The organism is Virgibacillus sp. CM-4 (assembly GCF_000445495.1).
GTDB lineage: Bacteria > Bacillota > Bacilli > Bacillales > Amphibacillaceae > Virgibacillus > Virgibacillus salexigens.
Genome location: NZ_AUQA01000006.1, coordinates 804,862 through 819,462, shown reverse-complemented (window position 1 = coordinate 819,462; position 14,601 = coordinate 804,862). Strand labels below are relative to the sequence as shown.

General features: G+C 35.7%; 17 protein-coding genes and 1 other annotated feature. All 17 genes read left to right on the top strand.

The window, feature by feature from the left end:
* The first annotated feature begins 597 nt into the window (after positions 1-597).
* The 17 genes from spoIIGA (at position 598) to pyrR (ending at position 14,555) form a co-directional block, all read left to right on the top strand.
* On the top strand, positions 598-1,518 hold the full coding sequence (spoIIGA, locus tag M948_RS37445; RefSeq protein ID WP_021291665.1) for a sigma-E processing peptidase SpoIIGA: 921 nt from the start codon (positions 598-600) through the stop codon (positions 1,516-1,518).
* Between the two features lie 13 nt (positions 1,519-1,531).
* Positions 1,532-2,251 carry an RNA polymerase sporulation sigma factor SigE gene (sigE, locus tag M948_RS37440; protein WP_021291664.1) on the top strand — a complete coding sequence of 240 codons (720 nt, stop codon included), beginning with the start codon at positions 1,532-1,534 and terminating at the stop codon, positions 2,249-2,251.
* A 124-nt stretch (positions 2,252-2,375) separates the two neighbouring features.
* A complete protein-coding gene (sigG, locus tag M948_RS37435) occupies positions 2,376-3,161 on the top strand; it encodes an RNA polymerase sporulation sigma factor SigG (protein ID WP_021291663.1) in 786 nt (261 codons plus the stop codon).
* 121 nt (positions 3,162-3,282) lie between these two features.
* On the top strand, positions 3,283-3,561 hold the full coding sequence (locus tag M948_RS37430) for a YlmC/YmxH family sporulation protein (RefSeq protein ID WP_021291662.1): 279 nt from the start codon (positions 3,283-3,285) through the stop codon (positions 3,559-3,561).
* Between the two features lie 56 nt (positions 3,562-3,617).
* Complete coding sequence (gene pgeF, locus M948_RS37425) at positions 3,618-4,427, top strand: peptidoglycan editing factor PgeF (protein ID WP_021291661.1); 810 nt, start codon at positions 3,618-3,620, stop codon at positions 4,425-4,427.
* Between the two features lie 27 nt (positions 4,428-4,454).
* Positions 4,455-5,123 carry a YggS family pyridoxal phosphate-dependent enzyme gene (locus M948_RS37420; RefSeq protein ID WP_021291660.1) on the top strand — a complete coding sequence of 223 codons (669 nt, stop codon included), beginning with the start codon at positions 4,455-4,457 and terminating at the stop codon, positions 5,121-5,123.
* A 10-nt stretch (positions 5,124-5,133) separates the two neighbouring features.
* Positions 5,134-5,568 (top strand): cell division protein SepF, encoded by a 435-nt coding sequence (locus tag M948_RS37415; protein ID WP_021291659.1) that lies wholly within the window; start codon positions 5,134-5,136, stop codon positions 5,566-5,568.
* Positions 5,569-5,574: 6 nt separating this feature from the next.
* On the top strand, positions 5,575-5,841 hold the full coding sequence (locus tag M948_RS37410; RefSeq protein WP_021291658.1) for a YggT family protein: 267 nt from the start codon (positions 5,575-5,577) through the stop codon (positions 5,839-5,841).
* A 12-nt stretch (positions 5,842-5,853) separates the two neighbouring features.
* Entirely contained in the window at positions 5,854-6,630 is a 777-nt protein-coding gene (locus tag M948_RS37405) for a YlmH family RNA-binding protein (RefSeq protein WP_021291657.1), read from the top strand.
* 90 nt (positions 6,631-6,720) lie between these two features.
* Entirely contained in the window at positions 6,721-7,224 is a 504-nt protein-coding gene (locus M948_RS37400; protein WP_021291656.1) for a DivIVA domain-containing protein, read from the top strand.
* Between the two features lie 66 nt (positions 7,225-7,290).
* Positions 7,291-7,507 (top strand) — a binding site (T-box leader).
* Between the two features lie 46 nt (positions 7,508-7,553).
* A complete protein-coding gene (gene ileS / locus M948_RS37395; RefSeq protein WP_021291655.1) occupies positions 7,554-10,310 on the top strand; it encodes an isoleucine--tRNA ligase in 2,757 nt (918 codons plus the stop codon).
* Positions 10,311-10,574: 264 nt separating this feature from the next.
* On the top strand, positions 10,575-11,054 hold the full coding sequence (locus tag M948_RS37390; protein WP_021291654.1) for a DUF2975 domain-containing protein: 480 nt from the start codon (positions 10,575-10,577) through the stop codon (positions 11,052-11,054).
* Between the two features lie 10 nt (positions 11,055-11,064).
* Positions 11,065-11,286, top strand: coding sequence for a helix-turn-helix domain-containing protein (locus M948_RS37385; RefSeq protein WP_021291653.1), 222 nt, complete (start codon positions 11,065-11,067; stop codon positions 11,284-11,286).
* 19 nt (positions 11,287-11,305) lie between these two features.
* Positions 11,306-12,091, top strand: coding sequence for a DUF817 domain-containing protein (locus tag M948_RS37380; protein WP_031335602.1), 786 nt, complete (start codon positions 11,306-11,308; stop codon positions 12,089-12,091).
* A gap of 337 nt (positions 12,092-12,428) precedes the next feature.
* On the top strand, positions 12,429-12,899 hold the full coding sequence (gene lspA, locus M948_RS37375) for a signal peptidase II (RefSeq protein ID WP_021291651.1): 471 nt from the start codon (positions 12,429-12,431) through the stop codon (positions 12,897-12,899).
* Positions 12,896-13,807, top strand: coding sequence for an RluA family pseudouridine synthase (locus tag M948_RS37370; protein WP_021291650.1), 912 nt, complete (start codon positions 12,896-12,898; stop codon positions 13,805-13,807). Before lspA ends, M948_RS37370 begins: the two co-directional genes overlap by 4 nt.
* A gap of 196 nt (positions 13,808-14,003) precedes the next feature.
* Positions 14,004-14,555, top strand: a complete 552-nt coding sequence (pyrR, locus tag M948_RS37365) for a bifunctional pyr operon transcriptional regulator/uracil phosphoribosyltransferase PyrR (protein ID WP_021291649.1) — start codon at positions 14,004-14,006, stop codon at positions 14,553-14,555.
* Positions 14,556-14,601: the final 46 nt, after the last annotated feature.

Below are 14,601 nucleotides of genomic sequence, written 5' to 3'. Positions count from 1 at the left end.
CTAATTGTTTCATGGTAATCAGGCAAGCGCCTTTCCCAATTGCAATTTTCAACATAGTTTAAGTAGTAGGTATTAGTACACTCTTCGTCCGTACCCACCAATTCGGTTGCGCCAGATCCAGTTCCAGGGGCCAAACCTAAATGATGTTTGCTACTTTCTAAATAGTACTTGTTCGTCAATGGATTTACAGATGAAGAGTCACCACGGTTTAGGGAATGTCCCAAGAGATTAATCATTGTTGAGCCAAGAAATTTAGTTTATGTAAGGCTTAGTGATGGCACCATTGTGGTGATTAATGAAAGCAATTATGAAGTTTTAGGGACAATAATCTTGGAAACTACCTACTGAAATTGATGTTTTGCCATAGTTTTTAAAACGACTACCTTTACCTTTTCGGTTTCTAGAAGCCACTTGCTGGCTTCTTTTTTTATTTCAATTTTACCCGACAATCTTTCTAATAACTCGGTAAAATTAGTCAAGTAGTTCGTACAGGAAATGACAGACTTTGCTTATTTGCTCCGTTATACTTTAGACACTATAAATTGAATAAAATATCTAATCTTTCAAATGACAGAATACGTGAAAGGAAGGAAAGGTGTGACTATTTATCTGGATGCTGTTTGGGCATTAAATTTTTTAATTGATTTAATGCTTATCATGCTAACTCAGGCTTTAGCAAGAGATAGTACACGAAAGCGTCGGCTAATTAGTGGAGGATTTGTAGCCTCTTTACTTGTGCCGATTTCTATTTATTTTCCTGACTCGTTTTTGACAACTGTAATAGGAAAATTGTTATTTTCCTGTTTAATTATTTATACGGCATTCGGATTTAAAAATTTTTACCGTTGGAGCAAGCTTGTATTCATATTCTATTTCGTCACCTTTGCTATTGGAGGTGGATTAATCGGTATTCATTTTTTATTCCAACAACCATTTAATATTGACAATAATGGTTTTTTAACCTTTCATAGTGGGTTTGGCGATCCAGTTAGTTGGATGTTTGTATTTATTGGATTTCCAATTGTTTGGCTTTTTACAAAATCCCGTATGGACAAGCATGCTGTGGAAAAAATACGCTATGACCAATTATACCCAGTTTCCATCGTATTAAATGGCAACAGTTTTTCTACTACTGGTTATATAGATAGTGGAAATCAATTGACCGATCCGATAACGAAGAAACCAGTTATTCTTTGTGATGAGCCCTTTTTAAAACAATGGTTTTCAGAAGACGAGTGGGAACAATTAAAAAAATGTAACGAATCATTGCAAATAGAAAATCTACCAACGAAATGGGAGAGCTCTATACAACTGGTACCCTATCAAGGAGTTCAAGGTAGCAGCATGTTTTTACTTACCTTACGTCCTGACAAATTAATTGTCTATTATGGCGAACAAAGAATTGAGACATCGAAAGTATTAATTGGAATACAATTTGCGGAACTAACGAAAGACAGAAGTTATCATTGTTTATTGCATCCACAAATTATAAACCTAGCCACAATCCATTCTGCATAAAGGGGAGATAGTATTGAAATTAATAAAATTACGGTTACGTCTGTGGTGGTATAAGGTATTAATTAAATTAGGTATCAAATCAGAAGAAATCTATTACATTGGAGGAAGTGAAGCTCTTCCACCACCCTTATCAAAAGAAGAGGAACAAGAACTTCTTGCGTTACTACCAAAAGGTGATAAATCAGCACGAGCTATATTAATTGAACGTAACTTACGATTGGTTGTTTATATTGCTCGTAAATTTGAGAATACAGGTATTAATATTGAGGACTTAATAAGTATTGGAACAATTGGGCTTATAAAGGCTGTAAATACATTTAATCCCGAGAAAAAAATAAAATTAGCAACTTATGCCTCACGCTGTATTGAAAATGAGATATTAATGTACTTAAGACGAAATAATAAATTAAAATCCGAGGTTTCTTTTGATGAACCATTAAATATTGATTGGGATGGCAATGAATTGCTTTTATCCGATGTGCTGGGAACAGATGAAGATATTATTACCAGAGATTTAGAATCAAGTGTAGATAAAAGTTTATTAAAAAATGCGCTTTCGCAGTTAAATGCACGCGAAAAACAGATTATGGAATTGCGGTTCGGGCTTATTGGCGAAGAAGAGAAGACACAGAAAGATGTTGCTGATATGTTAGGTATTTCTCAATCATATATTTCACGGTTAGAGAAGAAAATAATTCGGCGACTAAAAAAAGAATTTAATAAAATGGTCTAGCCTTGTGGCTCTAAGTTAAATCGATTATTATTGCTTCTTTAAGAAAAAGGATTCTGCATAAAAATCTTTCCAGTCGGAGATACTGTCCATGAACAGCATCACCAACTGGGAGGGTTGAACGTAGATGACAAGACATAAAGTTGAAATATGTGGTGTTGATACATCGAAGCTACCTGTACTAAAGAATGAAGAAATGCGGGAATTATTTAAAAAATTGCAGCAGGAGGATGGAGATTCATCTGCGCGGGAAGAACTGGTCAATGGTAACCTAAGACTTGTTTTAAGTGTAATTCAGCGCTTTAATAATCGCGGAGAATATGTCGATGACCTGTTTCAAGTAGGTTGTATCGGACTAATGAAATCCATAGATAATTTTGATTTATCCCATAATGTGAGATTTTCCACTTATGCTGTTCCAATGATTATTGGGGAAATCAGAAGGTACCTGAGAGATAATAATCCAATTCGAGTCTCTAGATCTCTACGAGACATTGCTTATAAAGCTTTACAAGTTAGAGAAAAACTTATAAGCAAAACATCAAAAGAACCAACACCAATGGAAATATCTGAAGAAATGGGAATCCCTCATTCAGATATTGTATTTGCATTGGATGCTATTCAAGATCCAGTATCTTTATTTGAACCCATTTATAATGATGGCGGCGACCCTATTTATGTAATGGATCAGATAAGTGATGATAAGGATAAAGATTCAACATGGCTTGATAAACTATCATTAAAAGAAGGGATGTATCAATTAAACGAACGTGAAAAAGATATATTAAATAAACGGTTTTTTCAAGGGAAGACACAAATGGAAGTTGCCGATGAAATTGGTATCTCCCAAGCGCAAGTATCTCGTTTAGAAAAAGCCGCAATTAAACAAATGAATAAGCAAATGTTCGAATAACACTTATTTTATAAGTACGAGACAATAGGGAAGAAAATTCACTCTTTCCTATTGTTTTTTTGTGTTCCATGAAAGATTGACTTTCAAGCGCATATATATAAAGTAAGGTGAGGTGAATAACATGATAAAATTATCCGAGTTACAAATTAAAGAGGTTATTATTATCGATAGTGGCAGAAGGCTAGGTCATATTAGCGATTTAGAGATTGATACGAATAATGGTAGAATCCTTGCTATCGTAATTATTCCTAAGGATAAGAAAAGTGGTTTATTTGGTAAGTCAGAGGAGTTCGTTATCCATTGGAATCAAATTGTTCGAATTGGTTCAGATGTTATCCTCGTAAAGGATGTAGAGAAACCGAAATTATATAATGAGCCAATCGTACAAGAAAGAAAATAAAAATACCTAAATCTGTGGTAAAATAGATCAATAAGTAACTTCAGGGAGGAATAACGTTGAAAGATGCCTTTATTAGACAACATGAGACATGTTTACATATCGAAAAATGGCAGCAATTACATCCCAAATTAGTTGCTGGTTTTACCACAAGAAACGGTGGTGTCAGCTCCGCCCCTTATCAATCTTTAAATGGAGGGTTACATGTCAATGATGATCCGTATCATGTCCTGACCAATCGAGAACGTGTAGGTGAACATTTAGGCTTTCCACTAGATAAGTGGGTTTGCGGGGAACAGGTACACCAAACAAATATTAAAGTTATTGAAGACACGGATAAAGGAAAAGGAGCCTCTGAACTATCGACCGCAATTCAAGGAGTAGATGGGTTAATTACAAATAAGACAGATATACTATGCACAGCTTTCTTTGCTGATTGCGTTCCTTTGTTCTTTTATGATCCAAAAACGTCCTTTGTTGGTATTGCTCATGCTGGTTGGAAAGGGACAGTCAATCAAATTGGAGTTGAAATGGTAAGCGCGTTAAAACAGCAAGGTGTGATATCCAGTAATTTAATGGTGGCAATTGGACCATGTATAACGAAGAATTATTATGAAGTAGATCAACACGTCATTAATCATATTCCGCTAGAGTGGAGAGAGAATGCTGTTTCTTCTAGAGAAGGAGGTCGATATTTGCTTGATTTAAAACAGTTAAATATAGATATCCTTTTACAAGCTGGTGTTTTACGTAATAATATAGATGTAACCAATTACTGCACATTTCGTGATGAAGACTTATTTTTTTCACATCGAAGAGATCATGGAAGAACAGGTCGAATGTTAGGATTTATTGGCTTTTCTTCATGATTATACGAGGGAGGAGAATTGGGAACAATGGATGTAGCAACAAATCTAGAACAAATCCAGCAGAAAATTAGACAGGCATGTCTGAATACTAGCCGAAATCCAGAAGATATTACAATAATTGGTGTGACAAAATATGTTACAATAGAGCGAACAAGAGAAGCAATTGAGGCTGGGGTTACGAATCTTGGTGAAAATCGTCTAGAAGGTTTTCAGCAAAAATACGATTCTTTTCAAGATAAAGCCATTTGGCATTTTATTGGGACATTACAATCTAGAAAAGTAAAAGATGTTATTCAGCAAATTGATGTATTGCATTCCTTAGATCGTATTTCCTTAGCAAAAGAAATCAATAAACGAGCAGAACGCAAAATCGACTGTTTTGTACAAGTGAATGTAAGTGGTGAATCATCAAAGCATGGACTTGCACCAGACGAAGTAGCTAATTTTATTAAGGAAATCGAAAAATATCCTCACGTACGCGTCATTGGTTTGATGACAATGGCACCTCATATTAAAGATGAAGATCGCTTGCGTTCGATATTCAAACAACTAAAAAAGTTACAATTACACATTCAGGATAAACAGCATGCTCACGCACCTTGTATGTATTTATCGATGGGAATGAGTAATGACTATCAGTTGGCAATTGAAGAAGGTGCCACTCATGTTCGAATTGGAACAAATTTAGTAGGGTGAGGTGAACGAAATGAGTATTAAAAATAAGATTAAGAATTATTTTACGATGGATGATGAGTATGAATATGAATATGTTGATGTAGATGAATTTGATAACGAGCAACAGCAGTCTTCATCAAAAGAGAAGCATAGAAATGTCGTCAACTTGACCAGTATGCAAAATCCTACATCTAAAGTCGTACTGTGCGAACCAAGAACGTATAATGAAGCTCAAGAAATTGCAGATAACATTGTTAATCGCCGAGCGGTAGTCATTAATTTACAACGCCTTGACAGTAATCAAGCAAAACGAATCGTGGATTTTCTTAGTGGTACCGTATATGCTGTAAATGGAGATATCCAGAAACTTGGAGCACAAACGTTTCTTTGTACTCCGGATAATGTGAATGTTTCTGGTACCATTACAGATGCATTCTCAGAAGATGAATATGAAAAAGGATGGTAGCAGCAGATGTTTGAATTATACCGTATATTAGATTTAGCGTTTGTGATTTATAGTTACGCGTTAATTGTTTATATTTTTATGTCTTGGTTCCCTGGAGCACGTGAGTCCTCATTTGGAGAAATGTTAGGCAAAATATGTGAACCATATTTAGAGCAATTCCGTAAGTTTATTCCACCACTTGGTATGATTGATTTATCTCCAATTGTAGCGATATTTGTATTGTATTTAGCTAGAATGGGGTTAGGTCAATTTTTCCAAATGTTTGTTTTCTAGAGGGTACATAGGATGGATATATATCAGCATTTTAGAAAAGATGAAGAAGCTTTCATAGACCAGGTTTTTTCTTGGCGAGAGCAAGTATCGAAATCTTTTCAGCTTAAACTAACCGACTTTCTTGATCCACGTGAACAGCAGATTGTGGACATGCTGATGGGGACAAAGGAATCAGATATTCAGGTCATGTTTTTCGGTGGAAATCCACATACCGAAAGAAAACGTGCAATTATTGCTCCCTTTTATGAACAGATTGCAGAAAAAGATTTTCAATTGACGATGTTACAGACCAAGTTTCAAAGTAAATTTGTTAGTCTGACCCATCGCGATGCAATGGGAGCTTTTCTATCTTTAGGAATAAAACGAAAAAAGCTTGGTGATATTTTAGTAGAAGATGGTATTATCCAAATTGTTGTAGCTGAAGAAATTGCAGCTTATGTGATGGCAAATCTAAATGCAATAAAAAAAGCAACGTTACAATTAGAGGAAAAACCTTTAGACTTCCTACAGGTTAAGCAGCTAAATTGGGAAGAAACGGAAAGTACGGTTTCTTCTTTGCGATTGGATACTATCGTTAAAGAAATTTATCGTATTTCTAGAAAAGAAGCTGCGGAATATATAAAAAAAATGTATGTAAAAGTGAATTTTAAAGTTGTAGAAGATGGGAAATTCCAATTGCAAGAAGGGGATTTAATTTCATTAAGAGGAAAAGGAAGAAGTAAGGTCGTAGAAGTGAGAGGAAAAACAAAAAAGGACAAGCTAAAACTTACAACTGCAATCTTAAAATAAATTGCAGGACTTAGCAGATATTTGTCGAATAGACATGGTAGGATGTGATGATTCGTTCTTTGATCTAAATTAAAATAGGAGGTGGCTATCGTGCCATTAACACCATTAGATATTCACAATAAAGAATTCACAAGAAGCTTTCGTGGATATGATGAAGATGAAGTAAATGAATTTTTGGATCAAGTAATTAAGGATTATGAAATGGTCATTCGCGAGAAAAAAGACCTACAAGAACAAGTCGATCATTTAAATGAAAAGCTTGGTCATTTTACTAATATTGAGGAAACATTGAATAAATCCATATTAATTGCTCAAGAGACTGCTGAGGAATTAAAAGGAAGTGCCTCAAAAGAATCGAAATTAATCATTAAAGAAGCAGAAAAAAATGCAGACCGTATTATTAATGAGGCATTAACCAAATCGCGTCGGATATCGATGGATGTAGAGGAATTAAAAAAGCAAGCAAAAGTATTCCGTACACGATTAAAAATGCTTGTTGAAGCCCAATTAGACATGATCGATACGGACGATTGGGACCAGCTATTTGATACTGAGCTTGGTGAGGACTTAGATTTAGTTGAAAATGAGTCATAAGCCTTGACGGTTGTTGATATTTTACATATAATTCATAAACAGATAGCTTTACTAAAACAAAATTGTTTAAAAGCAAAGATAGAGCCAGTATAGAAGTGTTAAACTGTTAAGCGAGCTAGGGTATGGTGAAAGCCTGGTACAGATACGCTTTTAGAATATCACTCTTGAGCTTTCATTATGAAAGTAGTAGTAATGAACGGTTATTCACGTTACGAATGCTAAGTGGATTTGACAGGTATGTCAAATTTATAAGGGTGGTACCGCGAGCCTTCTCGTCCCTTTTGGGGATGAAGAGGGCTTTTTTTGTTTAATTCAAAGGAGGAATTAATATGGAGTATAAAGATACATTACTTATGCCAAAAACAGGCTTCCCTATGCGAGGGAATCTGCCGAATAAAGAACCGATACGACAGGCTGCATGGGAAGAAAATAATATTTATGAAAAAAGTTTAAATCGAACAAAAGGCCGTCCGCTATTTATTCTTCACGATGGACCACCATATGCAAATGGAGATTTGCACATTGGTCATGCATTGAATAAAATTTTAAAAGACTTTATTACCCGTTATAAATCAATGAGTGGTTATTATGCTCCATATGTTCCAGGATGGGATACACATGGACTGCCAATTGAAACGGCATTAACGAAGAATAAAAAAATTAAACGTAAGGAATTGAGTATTGCTGAATTTCGTAAGTTATGTGCGGAGTATGCATTAAGTCAAGTAGATAATCAACGAGAACAATTCAAAAAATTAGGTGTCCGCGCAGATTGGGATAACCCATATATTACGCTTACCAAAGATTATGAAGCTGCCCAAATTAAGGTTTTCGGGGAAATGGCTAAGAAAGGATATATTTATAAAGGCTTAAAACCGGTATATTGGTCTCCTTCTTCTGAATCAGCACTTGCTGAAGCAGAAATCGAGTACCATGATAAACGGTCCCCTTCTATTTATGTTTCCTTTGAAGTAACCGAAGGAAAAGGATTACTAGAAAATGGAGAAAAATTCATTATTTGGACAACAACGCCATGGACGATCCCTGCAAATTTAGGTATAAGTGTTCATCCTGATTTGGATTATGCAGTAGTTGCAGTTGGAAGCGAAAAGTATGTTATTGCTCAAGCACTCATAGAAACGGTAGCAGAAACGCTCGAATGGCAAAATCCTGAAGTAGTTAAAACATTTAAAGGTGCAGAAGCAGAGAAAATTGTGGCAAAACATCCATTTTACGATCGAGAATCTCTTGTTATGTTAGGAGACCATGTAACTACAGATGCAGGTACAGGTTGTGTACACACAGCACCAGGGCATGGGGAAGATGACTTTTATGTATCGAAGCGCTATGGGATTGATGCATTATGTCCAGTGGATGAAAAAGGTGTATTTACCGACGAGGCACCAGGTTTTGAAGGTCTATTCTATGATACCGCAAATAAAAATGTATCAGAAAAACTAGAAGAAGCAGGTGCATTACTAAAGCTTGCATTTATTACACACTCTTATCCACATGATTGGCGTACCAAGAAACCAACCATATTCCGAGCAACATCGCAATGGTTTGCCTCTATAAAGGATTTTAGACAAACCATTTTGGATGAAATTAAAGCAATTAATTGGTACCCGCAATGGGGAGAGACACGGCTATATAATATGGTAAGAGATCGAGAAGATTGGTGTATTTCTCGTCAGCGTACGTGGGGAGTACCAATCCCAGTATTTTATGCAGAGGATAAAACACCAATTATTACAGATGAAACGATTACGCATGTGTCCAACTTGTTTAAGGAACATGGATCTAATATTTGGTTTGAATGGGAAGCAAAGGATCTGTTGCCAAAAGGATATACTTCCGAGCATAGTCCAAACGGCAACTTCACAAAAGAAACAGATATTATGGATGTATGGTTTGATTCTGGCTCTTCACATGAAGCAGTATTGTTAGGTAGGGAGGATCACTATCGACCAGCGGATGTGTATCTAGAAGGTAGTGACCAATATCGTGGATGGTTTAATTCTTCTCTGTCTACATCAGTAGCTGTAACAGGAAAATCACCTTATAAAACGGTTATAAGTCATGGGTTTACCCTGGACGGTAATGGTCGAAAAATGAGTAAATCATTAGGGAACGTTATTCATCCTGCAAAGGTTCAAAAGCAACTTGGTGCTGATATTTTACGTTTATGGGTCTCTTCTGTAGACTATCAAGCAGATGTTCGGATTTCGGATGATATATTAAAGCAAATTTCAGAAGCTTATCGAAAAATTCGTAACACAATCAGGTTTATGCTAGCAAACTTGGCAGATTTTGATCCGAAGCAGGATCGTGTTCCAAATGAAGAATTAGAAGAAGTAGATAAATATATGCTTCATCGCCTGAAGAAATTAGTAACAGAGGTTCGTAACAACTATGATAATTATGAGTTCTCACCTATCTTTCACCAAATTCATAATTTCTGTGCGGTTGATCTTAGTTCATTCTATTTAGACTTTGCAAAAGATATTTTATATATTGAGGCTGCGAATAACCAGCGTAGACGTAGTATTCAAACAGGATACTTTGAAATCGTTACTGCGCTTGTAAAATTATTAACACCGATTATTCCTCATACAACTGAAGAAATATGGGAATATATTCCAGGTGCAGAAGCTGAAAGTGTTCAATTAACGGATATTCCGAACCCTGAAGAAATGTCAACGTTTAATGATACAGCTGAAAACTGGGATCATTTCATGCAAGTTCGTGACGATATCTTAAAAGCGTTGGAAGAAGCTAGAAATGAAAAGGTAATTGGAAAATCTCTTGAAGCAAAATTAACCATTGTTCCAAAAGATGAACAAACGAAAACCATCTTATCATCGATGGATCAGCTTCATCAGTATCTCATTGTTTCACAAGCAGATATTAGTGAAAATGCATCTAATACGAAAGCTTATGAATATGTTGATGTAGCTGTTGAAAAGCATCCTGGTGAAACCTGTGAACGTTGCTGGGTATCTTCTAATACCGTTGGGGAGGATGAAGCACATCCTACCTTATGTACGCGTTGTGCAACAGTTGTAAAAGAGCATTATCAACAATAAATCTTCTGATCTAGGATCATGAATTGCGATACAAAAAGCCCCCTGAATTATTGTTTTACAGGGGGCTTTTTATGTTTCGTTGATACATACGCAAGTAATAAATGGCATCGAACAGTTTTAGTTATGAACAATGCTTTTCGATTTATTGAATGCAATAAATATAAGTAAAGCAATAAAATAATAATGAATTTAGATAATTATTTATTGTAAAACGATAAATATATTGGTAAAATTGAATTGACGATAACTAAGCGAGGTGCTTTTATGAAACGAGAAACACTCTTCTTAAGGGTAGTTGTATTTATTCTTGGAATTCCGATTCTTGGTTTGTGTATAGTTGGATTACCTAGATTAGCCCAAATATATAATTCATGGCTCCCTGAGTTGGCTTATCTACAATATCCTTTGCTTATTGTTTTGTATGCTACGGCAATTCCTTTTTTCTTTGCTCTGTATCAGACATTAAAACTTTTAACTTACATTGATAAGAACAAAGCATTTTCGGAATTATCGGTGATGGCCTTGAAGAATATAAAGCACTGTGCAACTACAATCAGTGCCTTGTATGTATTAATTATCCCAATTTTATATCTAATGGCAGAGATAGATGACGCTCCAGGTATTGTTTTGCTCGGCTTGGTGATCATTTTTGCTTCCATTGTTATTGCGGTCTTTGCTGCTGTTCTTCAGAAGTTGTTAAAGAATGCCATAGAAATAAAATCAGAAAATGATTTAACGGTCTGAGGTGAATAACATGGCGATTATAATTAATATTGATGTGATGTTGGCGAAACGAAAAATGAGTGTAACAGAACTATCTGAACGGGTTGGTATTACAATGGCTAATCTTTCTATTTTGAAAAATGGAAAGGCAAAAGCGGTTCGAATATCAACTTTAGACGCAATTTGTAAGGCATTAGAATGTCAGCCTGGAGATATTTTAGAATACCGAAGAGATGAAGATAGTCATGATTAATAAAATTGGGACACTTAACATGAAAAGAAAGGGAAAAATCGTTATAGCTCTACAGCAACTTATTCGTTTTGGGTGGCAACAGGCCATGTCTTGTTTATTTCCTGTCGTTATCTTTGCCTCTTTAGCTTTGACGCAAGTCATTCCACTTCCTTTTCTCCCAAGGTATGACTGGTTACTCCTGATCTGTTTACTAATGCAGTGGTGGATGGTGTATTCCGGGCTAGAAACCAAGGATGAACTAAAGGTGATTACATTGTTTCACGTTATTGGACTTGCGCTTGAACTTTTTAAGGTGCATATGGGTTCCTGGTCTTATCCAGAGGAGGGGTATGCCAAGATTTTGGGGGTGCCTTTGTACAGTGGATTTATGTACGCAAGTGTAGCAAGTTATCTTTGTCAGGCATGGAGGAGGCTAGAGGTTGAACTGGTTAGATGGCCATCGTTTTTGATAGTTGTACCGCTGGCAGCTGCGATTTATTTGAATTTTTTTACCCATCATTATTGGTTTGATATTCGTTGGGTTCTATCTGGTCTTGTAATTATCGTTTTTTGGAAATCATGGGTTATATACGAAATTAATGGGACTCAATATCGTATGCCAATCGTATTTTCTTTTACCCTCATCGGATTTTTTATATGGGTAGCTGAAAATATTGCAACGTTTTTTGGAGCCTGGGAATATCCCAATCAGGCCGATGCATGGAGTATCGTTCATCTAGGGAAGGTGAGTTCCTGGCTGTTATTGGTTATTGTTAGTTTTCTTATTGTAGCGACATTAAAGCAGGTGAAAAAAATAAGCAATTAAACAATAGGCCTGCCATTGGGGATCTTACGTTTATTTTGGAATACGCTAATTCTTTAAACACGCATAAAATATTTTCAATATACACTTATGCGTGTATTATATTTTATAGAATGAAGAGGGGCGTAACTATCTATCTTCTTCATACCTTTTATTTTCTAGTAGTTATTTTTATTCTCTCTATTTCTAGGAATGAATTTAGGTTATGAATCATATTTAAGAATTGGTAGCAACTATGAAAGATGCTTGTGCTTTTGCTTGATTGTGATATATTGAAAATACTTGATGAAACCATTATGCTATTAAGGGATACAAATTAGAATAAATCGGGGGAAAAACAATGTATTGGTACTACTTGATTGCACTAATAATGATATCCATTGATCAACTAACGAAATGGATAATTGTTAAAACAATGGAGCTTGGTGATCAAATTACGATTATTGATAACTTTTTTTACATAACCTCACATCGAAATACAGGAGCAGCATGGGGAATATTAGAAGGTCAGATGACATTTTTCTATATCGTAACCGCTATTGTGGTCATCGTCGTTATCTATTATATGCAAATGTATGCAAAAGAGAGTAAATGGCTTGCAATCGCGTTAAGCTTGGTGTTAGGAGGAGCCATTGGTAATTTCATTGATCGTTTATTTCGTCAGGAAGTAGTTGATTTCTTTGATTTTATTATATTCGGTTATGATTTTCCGATATTTAATGTAGCTGATTCAAGTCTCGTTATTGGTGCATGCCTGATTATCTTGGCAATGATTATGGATGAAGTAAAGAAAGGAAAAGTCAAATCATGACAACATTTGAACATACTGTAACTGAAGAGCAGCATCGTACCCGGATTGACAAAGTATTAGCTGATTTAAATAAAGATATATCTCGATCACAAGTGCAGACGTGGATTGCTCAACAATTCGTTTATGTAAATCATGAAGTCACGAAGGCTAATTATAAATGTCAATCAGGTGATATTATTCAATGGTCGATTCCAGAAGTTGAACCGTTAAATCTTACACCAGAAGCAATCGACTTAGATATTGTGTTTGAAGATAGCGATTTATTAGTCGTTAATAAACAAAAAGGAATGGTTGTTCATCCATCTCCTGGTCATCAACATGGTACACTTGTACATGCCTTATTGTATCATTGTGATGATTTATCTGGAATAAATGGTGTGGAACGTCCTGGGATCGTACATCGAATCGATAAAGATACAAGCGGTTTATTGGTTGTTGCTAAAAATGACCAAGCACATCAGCGTTTAGCAGAACAATTGGCAAATAAGGATATAAAACGAACCTATCAAGCAATGGTTCATGGTGAAATTCCACATGAAAAAGGAATGATTGATGCCCCTATTGGGCGGGATCCTAAAGACCGTCAAAAAATGGCAGTTGTGGACAATGGGAAAGCAGCGATAACCCATTTTCAAATACTAGATCGATTCCCGGGTTATACACATGTCGAATGTCAACTAGAGACGGGAAGAACCCATCAGATTCGTGTTCATATGAAATATATTAATCATCCATTAGTAGGTGACCCAAAATACGGTCCAAGAAAAACAATTGATGTAAACGGACAAGCATTACATGCAAAAGAGATAGCATTTACCCATCCAACCACGAAGGAATATATGCACTTTGAAGTAGACTTACCAGATTATTTTCAGGAATTAATTGCCTATCTTCATAAAAAATATTGACATTCGAATTATCTTTTGTAATAATTAAACAGATGAATTGATAAGGCCCTTTAATAATAGTCCCGTGAGGCTAGAAAGGATACGGAAATGATTCGAGTAAAGAATCCTAATCCCTTTTTTCCTCATGGAAAAGAGGGATATTTTTGTAAGTAGAGGGCCTGTAGGAAAAGTTTTCAAACGATTGGTTGGTGGCAGAATGAAGAAAAAAACGGATATCTTAGATAAGCCGTCAATAAACAGAGCATTGACAAGAATTGCGCATGAAATACTGGAAAAGAATAAAGGTGGGGACGATCTAGTACTTGTTGGAATTAAAACAAGAGGAGTTCCGCTTACCAAACGATTACAGGAAAAGATAAAGCAAATAGAAAATATGGATGTGCCAATCGGTGAATTAGATATAACTTTATATCGTGACGACTTGGATAAGGCTACAGATGGAGAAGATCCAAAATTAAAAGAGACGAATATTCCTGCAGATTTGACTGGGAAGAAAGTCGTTTTGCTAGATGATGTTCTATTTACCGGTCGTACAGTTCGAGCTGCTATGGACGCAGTAATGGATATTGGCAGACCTTCACAAATTCAACTTGGTGTATTAGTAGATAGAGGTCATCGAGAATTGCCAATTCGGGCAGATTATGTAGGTAAGAATATCCCAACTTCTGATAAAGAAATTATTATGGTGAAGCTGGAAGAAATTGATGGCATGGAAGACACTGTTTCAATATATGAAAAGAATCAATAAGATAATACTAAACCTTTAATTAGGTCCGAGAGATCTGAAAGGTTGC